The sequence below is a fragment of the Pseudomonas sp. FR229a genome (assembly GCF_030209115.1).
Classification (GTDB): Bacteria; Pseudomonadota; Gammaproteobacteria; order Pseudomonadales; family Pseudomonadaceae; genus Aquipseudomonas; species Aquipseudomonas moraviensis_A.
Genome location: NZ_JARVSP010000037.1, coordinates 1 through 15,859 on the forward strand (window position 1 = coordinate 1; position 15,859 = coordinate 15,859).

Sequence of the window (15,859 nt, forward strand, 5' to 3'; positions counted from 1 at the left end):
CTTGCTCCCGCTGGGCTGCGCAGCAGACCCAAACCCGGCAAACCGGTTTTTTCAGGTACATCGAGTGCAGCGAATTCGCGGCGGCTGCGCCCCCGAGCGGGAGCAAGCTCCCTCGCCACAGTTATCATTGGGCTCATAGTCGTGGGCCTGCTTCAATCGGGACCGCTTTGATTGTGGCGCGAGGACCTGAAGGTGGGACGCCCTCGGCCGCCGCGGGCAATTGCGGCGCCTGCATGTCCGGCATCGCCCAGCTGCGTTCCGGTTGCAAGCCGCCCTGGGCGCGGCGCATGAAGTCGTAGCGGTTGAGGGTGATGCTGCGCCCCGCTTCGCTGTCGCGGATGATGTACGGGCGCAGGAACACCATCAGGTTGGTCTTGGTGATGGCCCGGCGTTCGTTGCGAAACAGCGCGCCGAGTCCCGGAATCGTCGACAGCCACGGCACTGCGTCATTGCTCTGGCTGTAGCCGTCCTGCAGCAACCCGCCGAGAACCATGATCTGCCCATCGTCGAGCAGAATGCTGGTGTCGATCGCACGTTTGTTGGTGACGATGCCCGCCGAGGTCACGCTGTTGGACGCGCGCTCATCGATGCTGCTGACTTCCTGATAAATATCCAGCTTGACCGTGCCGCCCTCGGAAATCTGCGGGCGTACGTTGAGCTTGAGGCCGACCTCTTCGCGGGTCACGGTCTGGAACGGGTTGTTGCTGGTGCCCCCGCCGCCGGTGACGTAGCTGCCGCTGACAAACGGGATGGTCTGGCCGACAAATATGCTCGCCGCTTCGTTGTCCAGGGTCAGCAGGTTCGGCGTCGACAGCACGTTGGTGCCGCCCTTGCTCTTCAGCGCCCGGGCCAGCACTTTCAGGTCGAGAATCTTGCCGATGCCGGGAATGTCGACGGTGCCGTTGACGTAGCCGAGATTCAAACCCTGCGGCAGTACGTCGATGCTGTTCTTGGCACCCGTGTTGAGCCCCGCGCCGCCGAGATTGGCGCCACCGATCACGCCTTTGCCGCCCAGATTGCCGGTCTGCCATTGCACACCGAATTCACTGGCATCGTCCTCGCCAACCTCAACGATCAGGCTTTCGATCACCACTTGCGCACGGCGCTGGTCGAGCAAATCGATGACCTCGCGCAAGTTGCGATACAGCGGCTCCGGTGCGGAAATCAGCAGCGTGTTGGTGGTGGCATCCGCCTGAATCGTCACGCCACCAGCGCTGAAAGCCACGTTCTGTTCGCTACTCTGCGTACCGCCATTGCTCGCCGCACCGCCACTGCCCTGCGCATAGCTGCCGCCAGTTCCGCCGCTGCCAGTCGACGTTGTCGTGCCCGTGCTCGGCGTGCTGCTCTGGCCGTTCTGCCCGGCATCGCCGCCAGTGCTGCTGCCCATCGCGCTGAGCACCGACCGCGCCGCGTCGCTGCTGCCGCTGTCACTCTCGCCGGTGAGCAAACCGCGCAACGCCTGCGCCAGTTTCGCCGCTTGCGCGTTGCGCAGATAAACCACATGCAGATTGCTCGGATTGCTCTGGGCGTTGTCGAGTTTGTAGATCAGGTTGCGCGCCAGCTCGGTGCGCTCGGGGCTGCCGGCGCGGATGATGATGGTGTTCGAGCGCGGGTCGCCAATCACCGCGATTTTCTGCGTCGGATCATTGCCCGGCGCGTCGAGCAAGTCGGCCACCATCGGCGCGATATCGGCAGCGATGCCGTTCTGGATCTGCACCACATCGGTGTCGATCGCGCTCGGCGTGTCGATGCTCTCGATCAGTTGCGCGACGCGGGTAAGGTTCTCGGCGTAGTCGGTGATCACCACGGTGTTGTTGCCCGGATAGGCATTGATCGGATTGTTCGGCGAAACGATCGGGCGCAGCACCGGGATCAGGTTCACGGCGTTCTCGTATTGCAGGCGGAACGTGCGCGTGAGCATGCCGTTGCCCGCTGGTTTGTCGGCGCTATAGATCGGCCCGCCGAGCAGTTTGGCATCGGCCTCGGGAACCACCTGCGCAACGCCGCCGACATCGACCACGCTGAAGCCTTGCATGCGCAACGCCGCGAGCAGCATGTCGTAAGCCTGACGGGCCGGCACCTGACCTTCCGAGACCAGGGTCAGATTGCCCTTGACCCGTGGATCGACGAGAAACTGCTGCCCGGTGGCACGCGACAGCGCACGCACCACCGCCTGAATATCCGCCTCGACGAAATTCAGCGTGACCGGCTGCTCGCCCAACGGATTCCGCGCGACCGAGTTGCTCGGCGCGCCACCGCTACTGCGCCCGCGCTGACTGATGTTGTGCAATTGCTTCGGCACCGGCCGCGCCTGGGCCTGCGCACGCTCGCGATCGGCCACCGCATCGCCGCTGCGCTGGGTGTTGGCCAGCGGCCTGCCGAGTTCACTGTCGACCAACAGCGGTGGCTGATTCTGCGGTGCCGTCGTGCTGTTGCACGCGCTCAATGCCATCAGCAACAACGGCAGCGCCAGACGTGCCGGTTTGCAGCGTGACTCCTTCATGAAGCTTCCTTAGCGCCCTGCGCCTGATCCATGCGAACGGTGCCTGACAATGTGCCGGCGGTGACGTCGGTCGAGGCCTCACTTGCGCGCTGCAACTGCGCCTCGACCACCTGCAGAGAAAGTTGTGACGGCTGGCTGAGCAGCCAGTCGAGCAGCACATCGGCCGGCGCGGCGTCGACATTCAACTGCCACGCCCCGCCGTCTACTGCTTGTAATTGGTAATGCCCGGCCAGCCCCGCCGCTTGCAGGCTTTGCTCCATCCACTCGCCAATGCTTTGCCCTTGCGGACGCTCATTGACGCTGCGCAACAGCACTTCCAGTGCTTCGGTCTGCGCGCGCAACTTGGGCGTTTCGCTCTGCCAAAAAGTGATCCTGGCCAACGGCGGCTTGACCAGCGTCAGCCAGATCAGCAGACCGACAAGCACCAGCGCCATGCCGGCGACCATGCGTTTTTCACGCAGCGCCAACGGCTGCCAACGCGCCTGCAACTGGCTGCTGAAGCGCTGCCAGCGCGCACGGTAAATCGCCAGCGTCGCTCTACTCATCGTCTGCTCCGCTGTCGTCGTCTTCGTTGGTGTTGGCGGTGGATTCATCGGTCGGGCGCAAGGTCCAGCCTTGGTCATCGGCAGTGACGCTGATGCCCGCTTGGGCCAAGGTGCTTTGCCAGTCCTTGTCGTTGCCGCCACGGTTTGCATCGCTGAGTAGCGCCAGTTGCAAGACACCGTCGCGGTAAATCAGGCGCTCGACACTGCCGGTCATGAACGGCATGCCCGTGCCGGCCTGCAACACCAGCCGATTGAAATTCTGCGCCGGGTCATCGACCGCGCCTTTTTGCCGCTGCTCCAGTTGCTGACGCGCCTGTTGCAACGGGTTGAGAATCACCGGCAATTCCGGGAACGCCTGCTTCACCCGCTGACTCATCTGCGCCTTCAACTGCTGGCCCTGACGCGCTTCGCGAGCGGCGTACAGATTCAGCCCGACCACCCAGACTGCCACCGCCAAAGCCACACACCCGACTGCACGACCCCACCCGCGTTGCTCGCCGCCGGTTTGCTGCAGGCCACCGTGCAAACCCCAACCGGGCAAGGGACCGATCCAGCGCTGTGCTGATCCGGCTTCAAACGATGCCTCATCAACTTCGTCACCGAGCAACGGCTCAACCTGCGCACTGTTCAAACTCTCGCGCCGGAGTAAATGCCCGTCCGCCACACAAGCAACAACCCCCGGCAGCACCGGCAGGCTATACGGCGCCGGATACAAACCGCGCAGACTCAACCCTGCCTGCTTGAGCAGCGCAGCCAGACGCTGCAAGTGCTGCCGCGAGACCCAGGCAATCTGCACCTGCCCGCCCGCATCGCGAGGGCTGTGACCGATATGCATCTGCTTGCTGTCGCCGAGCATCAATGCCTGCGCCGCGCACTGCACAGCGGCCGCGGTTTTGTTCGCGGGCAGCGGCGGCAGATCAATGCTGGCGAGCAGGCTGTCCGCCGGATGCAGAAAACACAGCAGCGGCGGTTGCTTTGGCCGTTGCCCCAACTCGATCAGACTCAGCCGTTCTTCATGAGTGACCTGCCCCTGACGATCCAGCCAGGCGCAGCTCACTTCGCTGTGCAACTCCAGCTCCGCCAGCGGCGGCAAAGCGACGCGCAACTGGCTCATGCGCCCACCCGCGACCAGATCACCTGCGGCAGCCGATCCTCACTGCGGTGCAGCAAAGCGTCGAGGCTGACCCGGCGCTGATCCCGTCGCGCCTCACCGCGCAAACGAAACCAGTCACTGGTGATGCCGACTTTCACGCTGCTCATTTCCAACTGCGGCATGCGCAAGCGGTTCACAAAATCGCCGCGATTGATAAACCAGCGCCCCGCGTCACGCTCGGCAATCAACGCCGTCGCCCGCTCCAGCGAAAGCCCCGGCACATACGCCGCCAGCACCTGCGCCGTGGCGGTGTTGCCGTTGATCCATGTCGTCGCCGGAATCACCGTCACGTACGGCGCCAGTTGACCGAGCAGTGCATCGGTGACGCCTTCGACGCTGCGCAGATCATCAAGTGTGCGCAGCATCGGCACCTTCGGCGGTTGCGGTTTATGCGCGGCATCCGGCGAAGTCGCGCGGCCACTGTCGAAACCCGCTTTGCCGGTCGCGCCAATCTGCGCATTCAGCAAATACGGGTAACCAGCAATCACCCGCTCGCGGATGCGCTGACTGACAACGGCGCTCACACCGATCAGCTCGCACAAGCGCTCGAACGCCTGCACCTGCGCCGCATCGATCCGCTCGTTGGCCACCAGATTGCGCAGGTTGAACTTGCCCTGCTCATCCTCCAGCCGCCCGGCAAAACCCGCCGCCAGCAACGGCTGCGCCCAAGGCTGATCACGTCGGGTCAATGGATCACGCAGGCGCGCATCCCAGAGCAACTGCCGGCTGATCTCCAGACCACCCTGCGCCACCCAACGCCCCTGCACCCGCTGCTGATCGGCCTCCAGCGCCCGGGTCGCCACGCTCTGACGCGTCAACATCCCCGCCGCAATCACCGCCACCACGGCGGCAATCAACAACGCGCTGATAATCGCCATGCCCCGTTGCTTCGCCCCGTTGAGCGAACCTGTGTTCACGGCCGGCCTTACAACTGCCAGGAACCGATATCGGCATTCACGCCATCGCCGTCAGGCTGGCCATCGGCGCCGAGGGAAAAGATATCGACCTCACCATTCGCGCCCGGGTTGAGGTACTGATAAGGCCGGCCCCACGGGTCGTTCGGCAAACGCTCCAGATACGAACGCCAGTTGCTGTTCTTCGCATCCGCCGGCCGCTCGACCAGCACCTTCAGCCCCTGATTCATGCTCGGATAGGTGCCGTGATCGAGGCGATACAACTTCAACGCCTGCATCAACCCACCAATATCCTGCTTCGCCGCCGTCGCCCGCGCCTGATCCGGCCGGTCGAGCACCTTGGGCACCACCATCGCCGCGAGAATCCCCAGAATCACCACCACCACCATGATCTCGATCAAGGTAAAACCCTGCTGCCCACGCGGCATGCGCGGCGACTGACTGAGCGTTTTCAAAGGTGCGATATCCATCTCGACATTCCCTGGCTTGACCTGATTTCGACGCGCAGTGTTGCAAGAAGATATGTCAGGGATGTTGAAAATCCTCGGGTGTTTCCGTCGTCAAGCCGTCAAGGACGGGGGTTAGCGTCGAGGGCTGGGTTTTGCTTTTGGGCCATGTATGCGCGCGCGAACGCGAGAGGAAGGATTCACCCTGATTGAAGTGCTGGTGGCACTGGCAATCATCGCCGTCGCCATGTCCGCCGCCGTGCGCGTCGCGGGGTTGATGACGCAGAGTAATGGGGTGTTGCGGGATCGATCGATCGCGTTGATTGCTGCGCAGAGCCGGATGGCCGAACTACGGCTGGAAGGCCGGTTGCCGAATGGGATGAAGGCTGTTGAATGTGATCAAGGGCGACTGATGTTGCGCTGCGAACAGGTGATCGCCAGCGCAGAACATGGACGGCTGCTCAAGGTTGGAATCCAAGTATTCGACCGCAACCAGGATGCGCCGCCGTTGGCCAGACTGGAGACCTTATTGTCACGGCCGGGAAGCCCCTCACCCTAGCCCTCTCCCGAGGGAGAGGGAACCGATTCGGGGAAATTCGTGAGACACGCCGACCTGAACGTATCGCTCTGAATCCAGCATCGCTGAAGCCCAGCAAAGCCATAGTCGCTAAGGTCTTCCAGGTCGATGTATAACGCAAAACACCTCGGTCGGCTCCCTCTCCCTCCGGGAGAGGGCTGGGGTGAGGGGCTCTTCTGCCGCGGTGCATAAGCATCAAAAATCCATAATCAACACGCTCGTCCAGGTCGATGCACAACGCAAGACACCTCGGTCGGCTCCCTCTCCCTCCGGGAGAGGGCTGGGGTGAGGGGCTTTTCTGCCGCACCTAAAATCCCAAGGCCCAGCGCCGGATCAAGGCCAACGACATCACCCCGCCACCTCCAAATTATCCATCACCCGATTCACCGCCAGCTCCCCCAACATGATCAGTTGAGCAACCCCCAACAACGCCCGCCGCTGCGGCGCTGGCAACAAACTGGAAATGTCCTGAGCAATCGTCTTCGCCGAAGCCAGCGTTTCACTCGCATCAGCCAGCAGTTCTTCATTCTTGGTATCCGCCGTCACCGCATACATCCCACGCGCTTTACGCGGCGGGGGCAGGAGATTGTTTGGCGACAGGTAATGATCGAGCGCGCGATCAGCGGCTTCGTGGAGTTTGTTGGAGTCGAGGGATTCGTAGGGAGACGTGGGATCGGTTTCGGGCGGGTTGGGTGTTGGTTTGATCATGAGTGAATCTCCAAATCATAGAAAAGGAGCCATCATCTTTTCGCTACCAAACGAAGGGGTGGTGGCCATACGAAGGTTGGTAGACCGGCGACTTGGAAAACCGGCGCGCCCGAAGACGCCCTGCGCATGGCCACCATAAAGACCCAGCCCCAAAAAGGACTGAATCGGGTGACGCTATGCGCCAAGTCTAAGCCGGGCTACCAAACCCGATCGCTGATTCGTCAGCGACCCGACCACAATAGAACCCGCCCCCAAAGCGCACAAGCCGGCGGATTCTGGCGTAGCTGTAGGCAAAGGCGCAAGGATATGTAGCCTGAGAGCGTGACTGAGGACGTATTTTTAAACCTTGCGTTTACGAAGCCTGACTCCGTTGCGCATCCCTGAATGGAACCTAAATAGATGCTTCCGTTTATCGTGTCCCGTCGCGACAGTTCGGGCTAAGGGTGTAGTTGGGAAATTTCAGTATCGGCTTCTTGCCAAAAACGGCCTTTTTTGATTGCGACCCGCACGCTAAACGGCGGCCTACTGCGAGATAGTTCCAACAGGTGGCTGCCCTCCAATAGGGAACGTTCTGATTGGCAATCGCTCTCGTGCTAGCGACGTCCGGAAGAAATCGGTAAGCCTATTACTATGCCTTTGATCGAAAATGCTCACTTATCAATTGCGTAACACGCGAATACGTGATATCAGAATAGTGGCATTGGATTCACCAAAATTAATAATAGTTCTATACATAGCGGACCTACTGAAGGTTAAGCCTCTTTCGACGCTAGGCATAAAACTGCAAGGATGAAATGAGGTCTGCGATGAAGTTAGGCGTCTTACATATCAGTGATATTCATATAAAAAACCCCACCGATAAGGTTTTAGCCGTAGGTTCCTCGATTGCAAAGGCTTGTTACGCCACAGCTCATCAAAGCGATGCATTCGCAATAATTGTCACTGGGGATATCGCCTTTAGCTGTAAAAAAGAAGAGTACGCACTGGCCGAAACACTCTTCAAAACTATCAAATCAGAAATAGAAACCGAGATCGGGCGAGACATCAATATTTTTTTAGCGCCTGGGAATCACGATTGCCTGCTTAAGCCTGAAAACGAAGGGCGAACAATTATAATAGAACAGATCGTTAAGAATCCTACAAAAGCAAATAGCAAAAACTTGGTGGATAATTGTACGTCAGTCCAGAGCGAGTTCTTTGCATTTCAAGAAAAAGTATCCACATTAACCCCTTTATATTCAGACAACCTGTGGAAAGAATACGAATTAAAAATAAAGACTCCGTTATTCGTATTTCATCACTGAATGCGGCTTGGATGTCCAGACTCCCAGAACCTCAGGGCCAGTTGGTATTTCCAATCGACAACTACTATGAGTTATTGGAAGCACCATCCAACCTAAGATTGTCGCTGATACATCATCCGCTAAATTGGTACTGCCAAGCAAGTTATCACCCACTGAAGAAAGCACTAAGAACTCATTCAAATGCAATTCTGTCAGGCCACGAACACTCGTCTGCATCAGAAGAGGTTATAGATAGTTCAATTGGTAATGTTCTGATCTTTGAAGGAGCAGCTCTGCAACCTCACGGCGAAGATTTTGACCCGAGATTTAGCTGCTTACTGTTCGACGCAGACGAAAAGATAGTTCTCGAAAAACGCTTCAAAGCTGGAAAAACATGCCCAGCTGAACTTGAAGAGCTAGAGCACACATTGAAAGTGTCAGACGGCTGCGCAAGACAAGCAAATAAAATATCGACCAGGTTTATTGATTTTCTATCCGATGCCGGTGGCAATTTCACCCATGAGGGCAAACAAAAAATAGTCGCCGAAGATGTATTCCTTTATCCAGAACTGGAGGATACGAACGCAGAGCAAGATAAAAAATACATATCTGCCGAAAAAATTATCTCCGACTGGCAAGAACTGGGAAGGACACTTATCCTCGGCGAGGATGAGTCTGGTAAAACATTTCTTTTAAAAAGAGCATTTTTCGATATTCATTCACAAGGCGGCTTACCGATTTTCATAAAAGCTACGGAGCTTAGCTCAGTAGGGACAAGAGAACTTGACCGAAAAATCGCACAACTAGCCGAAATACAATACGAGAAAAATGAAGAATTCATCTATGCAGAGCGGATCAACAAGATTGCTCTGGTCGATGATTTAGACCGTGTAAGCGGCGGCTCGAAAAACCAAGCAAAGCTAATAGAGTATCTAAGCGAATCTTTCGGAACAGTGATAGTTACTGCAAGCTCTAGATACCAGCTGAATGAATATATAGACACATCAGCAGCCGAGGCGCTTTCGGACTTTGAGTCTTTAAAAATACGCCCCTTTGGACATCTGATGCGCCACAACCTCATAAAAAAATGGTGCATGCTCGGCGGCTTGAACACCAAGTCCGAACTGGACAAAAAGGTACATGACACTGAACGAATGCTAGGAGTAATTCTAGGTAAGAATCTTGTCCCATCAAAACCCATCTATCTACTTATTTTATTGCAAAGCTGCGCACAGGACCAACAAACAGAACTTCAAAACAGTAGTTTCTCTCAATATTATGAGTTCTTGATAGTTAAGAGCCTGAAAGAAGCTGACTTCAGACTTGACCATCTCAACGAGATGTTTAACTACCTATCAAATCTGGCTTGGTTTTTCAAAAGCAAGGACGTTACGGAGCTAAGCATAGAAGACCTACGAGAATTCAATGGGAAATTTTGCGAAGAATACGCCACGGTCGACTTTGGTACGAGACTGGAACTATTAAAGCAATCGAAGATATTAAAACAGGACGGCGATCTATACAGCTTCTGCTATTCTTACGTTTATTTCTTGTTCGTCGGTAAATATCTAGCGACAAACCTGCATAAGGATGACATCAGAGCATTGGTCAGTGGTTACTGCAAAGAGTTATATCGCAAAGAAAATGCAAACTGCGTAATGTTTCTTACGCACCATGGAAATAATCCTTGGATCATAGATCAGGTTTCCGAAGTCCTAAATGGGTGCTTTTCCGACCAAACACCTATTGAGTTTAACGGCGATATCGCATCAATTAGCGCTGTCGTAAATACCACAGCACAAATAGTCATTGACGATATAAACGACCAAGACGTCGAAAGAAATCAGCAAGACTCCCGTAGAGCTGCTGATTTATCTGACACGCGAGAGATGCCCGAACCTCCCAAATCGAACTCTCTGTCGCCGGGAGACGCCGATGCTGTATTGAGCTTTAGCTCTAACATAAACTTGATGATTAAAACATCAGAAATCATGGGTCATATTACGAAAAACTACTACGGCTCTCTAGAGCGGTCTCGTAAGGCAAGCTATCTTGAGCAAATATTTAATGGCTCACTGCGTAGTTTGAAAGCTATCTTTGAGGAGATTTTTGAGCAACCCGATGCATTTGTTGCCGAATTAGAAAGAATGCTTAGCGATCGAAAGCCTGACCTATCTGCTAACGAGGCGAAAGAGACTGCAAAACGGCTGGCATTCCAAGTTCTTGGAATGATCTGCACAGGCTTTATAGCTCGAGTAGGTCAAGTAGTAAGCTCTGAAAAAATCCGTGAGGACATCAACTCACTTGTTAACGTAAAAAACAATAACGCATACCGTTTAATTGGAATAGCATCATGCCTTGTCCACCCTGGACATATCCCCTTTGAGGCGATCGAAAAGCTAGCAAAAGATACTATGTCCAACAATTTCGCTTTTACCATATTGCAAAGCCTCGTGTTTTATCACCTGCATATGTTCCACACAACGGACAGGGACAAGCAGCGACTAGCTGCGTCTGTTAACATTGGGATGAGTCAATCTAGAGCAATTGATATTGCCACTCACAAGGCAAAATTACTGAAACAATAGAGCTGCTCAAAAACCACTAAAACAACGTAAAGAAAGGTAGAAACCCGCGGGTCAATTACTCATCAATGGCCCGCTCCAACACGGCATTTTATCTTGCAGCCCTCCTCTCGCGACAGTTGCCCCTGCTTCAGTTTTTGAAACAGCATCATTGAAACGGCTAGTGCTTATCTAAAAATATATAACTAGTTAGCTGATGATATATCAAACATTATGGCAACGCTGCCTTACTACGATCATAGGCCAGACCGCCATTAGCTAATTTCCTCTTCATAATCAGGGCTGAGTGAGCTTTATCCCGCCTCCATCTGGCAATCTGTCCAAAACGAACCGCACCCTCTCCCCACCCCGCTCAATCACCACCCCATCCCCCTCAACCCCCACCAACCTCACTCCAACCCCAACCTTCTCCCCCACCAAAAAACTCCTCGGCGCGCCATCATTCAAACTCAATATCGCCACCGTCCCGCTCCCGCCCGCGATCACCCCGCTCACCTTGATATCCACCGGTGCGGTCTCATTGGAAAACCACTGCAACGCCGGGCTATCGCTCCTGGTCGCGAGCACTTGCGGGGCGGCTGCGGGTGTGTGGGATTCCGCCGTGGTCAGCAGCAGCGACGACCATGTCGCGACGCCCACCAGGGCGGCGAGCAGGGCCAGGGCCTGGACGGTTTGCGCCGGGGTAATCCGTGCGGTGAATTTCATGGGTTGTCGCTCCTTGTTGTCCCTGTTGCCAGCCTACGCGGCAATTCTCTCCGTTTTATTTCACATGCCTTACATGTTCGCCGGGCACGATGGGGTGGGACGCCAAGGAGCGCGTGGGTGATGAGCAGGCAGCAGGGTTTTACGTTGATCGAGTTGATGGTGGTGCTGGTGATTATTGGCATTGCCAGTGCGGCGATCAGTTTGAGTATCAGGCCCGATCCGTTGCAGTTGTTGCGCAAGGATGCCGAGCGGGTTGCGCAGTTGTTGCAGGTGGCGCAGGCCGAGGCTCGCGCGGATGGGCGGCCGATTGTGTGGGTGACGGATGCCAAGGGGTTTCGCTTTGGGCGGCGTGGGGATGATGGCGTGGGGTTTGAGTCGTTCAAGGAGGATGCGCAGTTGCGCCCGCGTGCGTGGCAGAGCCCGAAGGTGGAGGTGCGTGTGGAGCCTCGGCAGACGGTGGTGCTGAATGCAGAGTGGATCAATCCGCCGTTGCGGCTGATTTTGTCGGATGGGGCCAATCGGCTGAGCGTGCTGCGCGATGGCAGTGGGCGGATCAGTATTCAATGAAGACTCAGCAAGGGTTCACTCTGATTGAGGTGATGGTCGCGATTTTGCTGATGGCGGTGGTGAGTCTGATTGCCTGGCGCGGGCTGGACAGTGTGACGCGGGCGGACAGTCATTTGCAGGCGAGCAGTGAGCAGAGCGATGGGTTGTTGCGGGTGTTGAATCAGTTGCAGCGCGATGTGGACATGCGCGCGGGGGTGGAGTTGAGCGAGCCGCGCAAGGTCGGGGCTGAGGATGAGGCGCCGACTGCGCCGCCAGCGGTGACGGTGCGCAGTAGTGACAGCAAGGGGTTTCGGCTGGACATTATTCGCAGCGCGGCGGATCAGCCGGGGGCGTTGCAGCGGGTGCGCTGGTGGGTCAAGGGGGATACGTTGTATCGGGCGGTGGCTGAGGCGCGCAGTCGCTATCCGTTGCCGGCGCCCGGGAATGGAGTTGCGGTGTTGAGTGAGGTGAGTGATGTGCAGGTGCGGGTTTGGGAGGTGGACAAGGGCTGGCGGCAGTTGAGCGGGAATCGGCGGGAGGATCCGTTGGGGTTGGAGATTAGTTTGAGTCGGCAGACGGCGCAGGGGGTTGAGCGGTATCGGCAGGTGATTGGGTTGTTGCAATAGCCGGGATCACCGCGGCTTTTTTGTAGGAGTGAGCCTGCTCGCGATTGCGGTGGGTCAGTCAATGTTGTTGCCGCTGGTAGACCGCTTTCGCGAGCAGGCTCGCTCCCACAATTGAATTGGGGGCAGTCAGCTTTAGCTTGGTTGGCTGTGAGGCCGTCAGCGCTGGCAAGCCAGCTCCCACAGAAGGCAAGATCAACATCAGAAGATCGCAGCCTTCGGCAGCTCCTACAGTTGGATTGGCTGTAGGCAGTTGGGGATTGGGTGGCTGTGAGGCCGTCAGCGCTGGCAAGCCAGCTCCCACAGAAGGCAAGATCAACATCAGAAGATCGCGGCCTTCGGCAGCTCCTACAGTTGGATCGCGCTGGGCTTTGGTTAGCTGAGAACGACCACGCCGCCCGGTAGTTCGGTGCATTTGATGCCGTAGGCATCGCGGATCAGCAATGCGACGCCAGCGAGTTGGTCGAGGTTGAAGCGGGCCTGGACGCGGCGTTGGCCGAGTTCGCGGTTGAGCAGCAGGAGCATGCCGGGGCGGTAGCGGTTGATTTCGTCGATCATCTGGCTGAGGGTCGCGCCGTTGAACACCAGCACTTGTTGGCGCCAGTTCATCACGGCGGCGGTGTCGACGGTTTGCACGTTGCCCACCTGACCTTTGTCGTAGGTGATTTGCTGGCCCGGTTGGAGGCGCAGGCTAAGGCCTGCAACGTCCACTTCGACCGCGCCGTCGAGGCAGGTCACGCAGACTTGCTGGTCGGTGTTGCGCAGGTTGAAGCGGGCCTGGCTGGCGCGTAACCACCCTGCTCCGGCCTGCATGGCCAGCGGCAGGCGTGCGGTTTGCACTTCGACTTCGCCGCTGACCAGTTCAAAGCCCTGCACGCCGTTTTCGACGCTGCGCTGGTTGATGCGGGTCTGGGTGTTGAGTTCGAGGCTGACGCCTTGTGCCGGTTCGACCCGGCGTTGCTGGCCGACTTCGGTGATGTAGTCGGCGCCCAAGCCTTCGAAGCCACCGGGAATGGTGCCGCGCACCAGCAGGAATGCGGCTGAGGCGGCAACTGCGCCGCCGAGAAATGCCCGTCGACCGAAGCTGCGTCGGCCTTGCAAGGCTTCGGCGGCCGGTTGCAGGCGATGCCACAGGCGCTTGGTTTCTTCGAACGCCTGGGCGTGTTCGCCGCTCTGCGCACACCATTCGCGCAGGGCGCGGGCGTCGGCAACGGTGGCGCGGCCCGAGGTCAGCAGGATCAGCCAGTCGCGGGCTTCGCTGTGCAGGGACTCGTCGGCCGAAGGCTCGGCGGGTTTCAGTCGAAAGATGTTCAAACGCGCAAATTCTCAACGGATTAATCGGGTCACTATTCGCTAGACGGTTTTCCGGCCCCGCGACCGAACCGCTGAAACACTTTTCTTTCAAGTTTCGCCGCGCAGAAGCTCAACGCGGCTTTGATTTCCTTCTCGACCATGCGCGTGGAAATGCCGAAACGCTGGGAAATTTCCAGGTGCGGCGCCTCCTCCAGCCGCGCGGCGATGAAGATCCGCCGACGCCGTGCCGGCAGTTCGTACAAGGCGCTGAGCAGTGCCTGCATCTCTTTTTGCCCGCCGACGACCCGCGCCGGATCGAGAGCTTCGTCGCCCAGTTGCAGCAGTTCCTCGACTTCGGTGCCGGTGAGCAAACGCGCATCGGCCTGACGGCGGTCGGCGGCAATGTTGAGGGCCATGCGATACAGGTAGGCGTTGGGCTTGAGCAGGTTCGGTGGAGTCTCCATGCGATCGACGCGCAGCCAGGTTTCGTGCAGCACGTCGTTGGCCAGGTCCTCGGAGCCGAGGCGGCGGCGCAGGCGCACGCGAAAATCCTCGTAGGAGCTGAGGAACAGCTGGCCCATCAAGCTTTGTCCGGCGTCTTTCATCCCCCGGAAACTCCTTCCCATCTCGTGCATTCCATGCGTTTCCCTGACGACTCCGGTAACAACAGCAACGTGACCGGCTGGCGCAAGGCGCTGGGTGTCGGCCGGTCGATTGTGAGGTTGCGAAAACTTTCCACCAGCGCGTTATCGCGCCGTACATCGCCGGTCGACGTCACCAACCGGTTGTGCTGCACCACGCCGTCGCGCCCGACCCACACCTGCAACACCGCGCGATAACTGCCCGGCCGGGTCAGCGGCGAACGGCACAACTTGCGCTCGATCGCTGCTTGCACCGCCGTCGCGTAACTGCGATTGACGGCGACAGCGGCCGGCGTAGGTTTGTCCGTCGGCGTTGGCAGATCTTCTACCTGCGCCGCTTGCAGGGTGAACGCGTCGGCGCGGGCGTAGCGTGCCATCAACCCGGTGCCGCCGAGCAAATGGCGCAAGGCGTCGGCGGCGGTGTATTCGCCATCCACGGCAAGGGAACGACGGCCCCGGCTCAACTGGCTGTCGACCAACACCGCGACGCCGGTGGCACGGCTGTACTGATCCAGCGCCCGGGCCAGTTCCTGCGCGGGGATGTGCAAGGTCATGCGCATATCCGCCGGTGCCGGATCAGCATTGACTGCGCTGGCCAGCAGACCAAACAGCCACCCCAGACCCGCGCGGCGTACAAGCGTCGCCGAGCGCTGAAGACTGATCCGCGAACTGCCTCGCTGCACGACTGGCGCACCCCTGAAAATCGCTATCCTGCGGGGCATTTATGACTCTGGTATGACGGGCGGTGCAAAAAAACCATCACGGGTTTTGCGCCGCGCTTGCACTAGACTCAAACCCCAGAGCGGCCCGATCGGGCGGGCCAGGAGGCGGACATGAAAACACGGTGGATGTGGGTCTTGCTGATGACGGTGGGCACGGCGCAGGCGGAGGAGCCGCTGGGCTGTGTCGAGGTCACGGTCGGCGGCTACAAGGCGCCGAATTACGATTGCCTGAGCCAGCAGATGGGTAACAATCCGGACGGCGCGGCGGCGGCGCAGAAGAACATGGAAGCGTTGAATGTGCCGGTGCACAAGCGACCGCCGAATCAGGTGGGGCTGGCGACACCGGCGGCGACGAGTACGCGGATGGGGAATACGTTTGGCACCTCGGTGAAGCCGCAGCGGCCGGCCAACTGAAAACCATGCATTGAGGTGATCAATCTCTGTGTGGGCTGAGATTGCCATTTTGTGGCGAGGGAGCTTGCTCCCGCTGGGGTGCGTAGCGCCACCAAACCTGCCGAACTGGTTTTGCCTGACACACCGCATGCTCAGGCTTTGCGACCGCTGCGCAGCCGAGCGGGAGCAAGCTCCCTCGCCACAGGGTTGTGTGGTGATCAA

16 protein-coding genes are annotated in these 15,859 nt (G+C 58.0%); 6 read left to right on the forward strand and 10 right to left on the reverse strand.

Features of this window, described 5'->3' with window-relative positions; all coding sequences use genetic code 11:
* Nucleotides 1-133: 133 nt before the first annotated feature.
* From gspD to gspG, 5 genes are read right to left on the reverse strand one after another with little or no spacing between them, the layout of a single operon-like run.
* The gene (gene gspD, locus QRN33_RS25540; RefSeq protein WP_285410852.1) at nucleotides 134-2,503 is read right to left on the reverse strand and encodes a type II secretion system secretin GspD; all 2,370 of its coding nucleotides are present in this window, start codon (nucleotides 2,501-2,503) and stop codon (nucleotides 134-136) included.
* Nucleotides 2,500-3,048, reverse strand: coding sequence for a type II secretion system protein M (locus QRN33_RS25545; protein WP_285410853.1), 549 nt, complete (start codon nucleotides 3,046-3,048; stop codon nucleotides 2,500-2,502). Before QRN33_RS25545 ends, gspD begins: the two co-directional genes overlap by 4 nt.
* Nucleotides 3,041-4,162, reverse strand: a complete 1,122-nt coding sequence (gene gspL, locus QRN33_RS25550) for a type II secretion system protein GspL (protein WP_285410854.1) — start codon at nucleotides 4,160-4,162, stop codon at nucleotides 3,041-3,043. Before gspL ends, QRN33_RS25545 begins: the two co-directional genes overlap by 8 nt.
* On the reverse strand, nucleotides 4,159-5,079 hold the full coding sequence (gene gspK / locus QRN33_RS25555; RefSeq protein WP_285410856.1) for a type II secretion system minor pseudopilin GspK: 921 nt from the start codon (nucleotides 5,077-5,079) through the stop codon (nucleotides 4,159-4,161). The genes gspL and gspK overlap by 4 nt, the downstream gene beginning before the upstream one ends.
* Before the next feature lie 47 nt (nucleotides 5,080-5,126).
* A complete protein-coding gene (gene gspG, locus QRN33_RS25560; RefSeq protein ID WP_056789534.1) occupies nucleotides 5,127-5,585 on the reverse strand; it encodes a type II secretion system major pseudopilin GspG in 459 nt (152 codons plus the stop codon).
* A gap of 148 nt (nucleotides 5,586-5,733) precedes the next feature.
* On the opposite strand from gspG, the gene gspI reads away from it, so the two are divergent.
* The gene (gspI, locus tag QRN33_RS25565) at nucleotides 5,734-6,120 is read left to right on the forward strand and encodes a type II secretion system minor pseudopilin GspI (protein ID WP_285410859.1); all 387 of its coding nucleotides are present in this window, start codon (nucleotides 5,734-5,736) and stop codon (nucleotides 6,118-6,120) included.
* Between the two features lie 366 nt (nucleotides 6,121-6,486).
* On the opposite strand, the gene QRN33_RS25570 is transcribed toward gspI, so the two are convergent.
* Nucleotides 6,487-6,846 carry a DUF6124 family protein gene (locus QRN33_RS25570; RefSeq protein ID WP_016774969.1) on the reverse strand — a complete coding sequence of 120 codons (360 nt, stop codon included), beginning with the start codon at nucleotides 6,844-6,846 and terminating at the stop codon, nucleotides 6,487-6,489.
* 806 nt (nucleotides 6,847-7,652) lie between these two features.
* Between QRN33_RS25570 and QRN33_RS25575 the strand changes: the two genes are divergently transcribed.
* Complete coding sequence (locus tag QRN33_RS25575) at nucleotides 7,653-8,150, forward strand: metallophosphoesterase family protein (protein WP_285410861.1); 498 nt, start codon at nucleotides 7,653-7,655, stop codon at nucleotides 8,148-8,150.
* Nucleotides 8,096-10,717, forward strand: a complete 2,622-nt coding sequence (locus QRN33_RS25580; RefSeq protein WP_502945034.1) for an anti-phage protein — start codon at nucleotides 8,096-8,098, stop codon at nucleotides 10,715-10,717. Before QRN33_RS25575 ends, QRN33_RS25580 begins: the two co-directional genes overlap by 55 nt.
* A gap of 273 nt (nucleotides 10,718-10,990) precedes the next feature.
* Here the strand turns inward: QRN33_RS25580 and QRN33_RS25585 are convergent, their stop codons facing one another.
* Nucleotides 10,991-11,419 (reverse strand): type II secretion system protein N, encoded by a 429-nt coding sequence (locus QRN33_RS25585; RefSeq protein WP_285410863.1) that lies wholly within the window; start codon nucleotides 11,417-11,419, stop codon nucleotides 10,991-10,993.
* Nucleotides 11,420-11,539: 120 nt separating this feature from the next.
* Here QRN33_RS25585 and QRN33_RS25590 point away from each other — a divergent pair, with 120 nt between their 5' ends.
* Both QRN33_RS25590 and QRN33_RS25595 read left to right on the forward strand, forming a co-directional pair.
* Nucleotides 11,540-11,986, forward strand: coding sequence for a GspH/FimT family pseudopilin (locus QRN33_RS25590; protein WP_073471095.1), 447 nt, complete (start codon nucleotides 11,540-11,542; stop codon nucleotides 11,984-11,986).
* Entirely contained in the window at nucleotides 11,983-12,591 is a 609-nt protein-coding gene (locus QRN33_RS25595; RefSeq protein WP_016774975.1) for a type II secretion system protein GspJ, read from the forward strand. The genes QRN33_RS25590 and QRN33_RS25595 overlap by 4 nt, the downstream gene beginning before the upstream one ends.
* Before the next feature lie 372 nt (nucleotides 12,592-12,963).
* On the opposite strand, the gene QRN33_RS25600 is transcribed toward QRN33_RS25595, so the two are convergent.
* From QRN33_RS25600 to QRN33_RS25610, 3 genes are read right to left on the reverse strand one after another with little or no spacing between them, the layout of a single operon-like run.
* Nucleotides 12,964-13,902, reverse strand: coding sequence for a FecR family protein (locus QRN33_RS25600; protein ID WP_083352601.1), 939 nt, complete (start codon nucleotides 13,900-13,902; stop codon nucleotides 12,964-12,966).
* A gap of 32 nt (nucleotides 13,903-13,934) precedes the next feature.
* Nucleotides 13,935-14,486 carry an RNA polymerase sigma factor gene (locus tag QRN33_RS25605; protein WP_042606800.1) on the reverse strand — a complete coding sequence of 184 codons (552 nt, stop codon included), beginning with the start codon at nucleotides 14,484-14,486 and terminating at the stop codon, nucleotides 13,935-13,937.
* On the reverse strand, nucleotides 14,483-15,205 hold the full coding sequence (locus tag QRN33_RS25610) for a secretin and TonB N-terminal domain-containing protein (protein WP_285410865.1): 723 nt from the start codon (nucleotides 15,203-15,205) through the stop codon (nucleotides 14,483-14,485). Before QRN33_RS25610 ends, QRN33_RS25605 begins: the two co-directional genes overlap by 4 nt.
* 165 nt (nucleotides 15,206-15,370) lie before the next feature.
* Between QRN33_RS25610 and QRN33_RS25615 the strand changes: the two genes are divergently transcribed.
* On the forward strand, nucleotides 15,371-15,658 hold the full coding sequence (locus tag QRN33_RS25615; protein ID WP_256590249.1) for a hypothetical protein: 288 nt from the start codon (nucleotides 15,371-15,373) through the stop codon (nucleotides 15,656-15,658).
* Nucleotides 15,659-15,859: the final 201 nt, after the last annotated feature.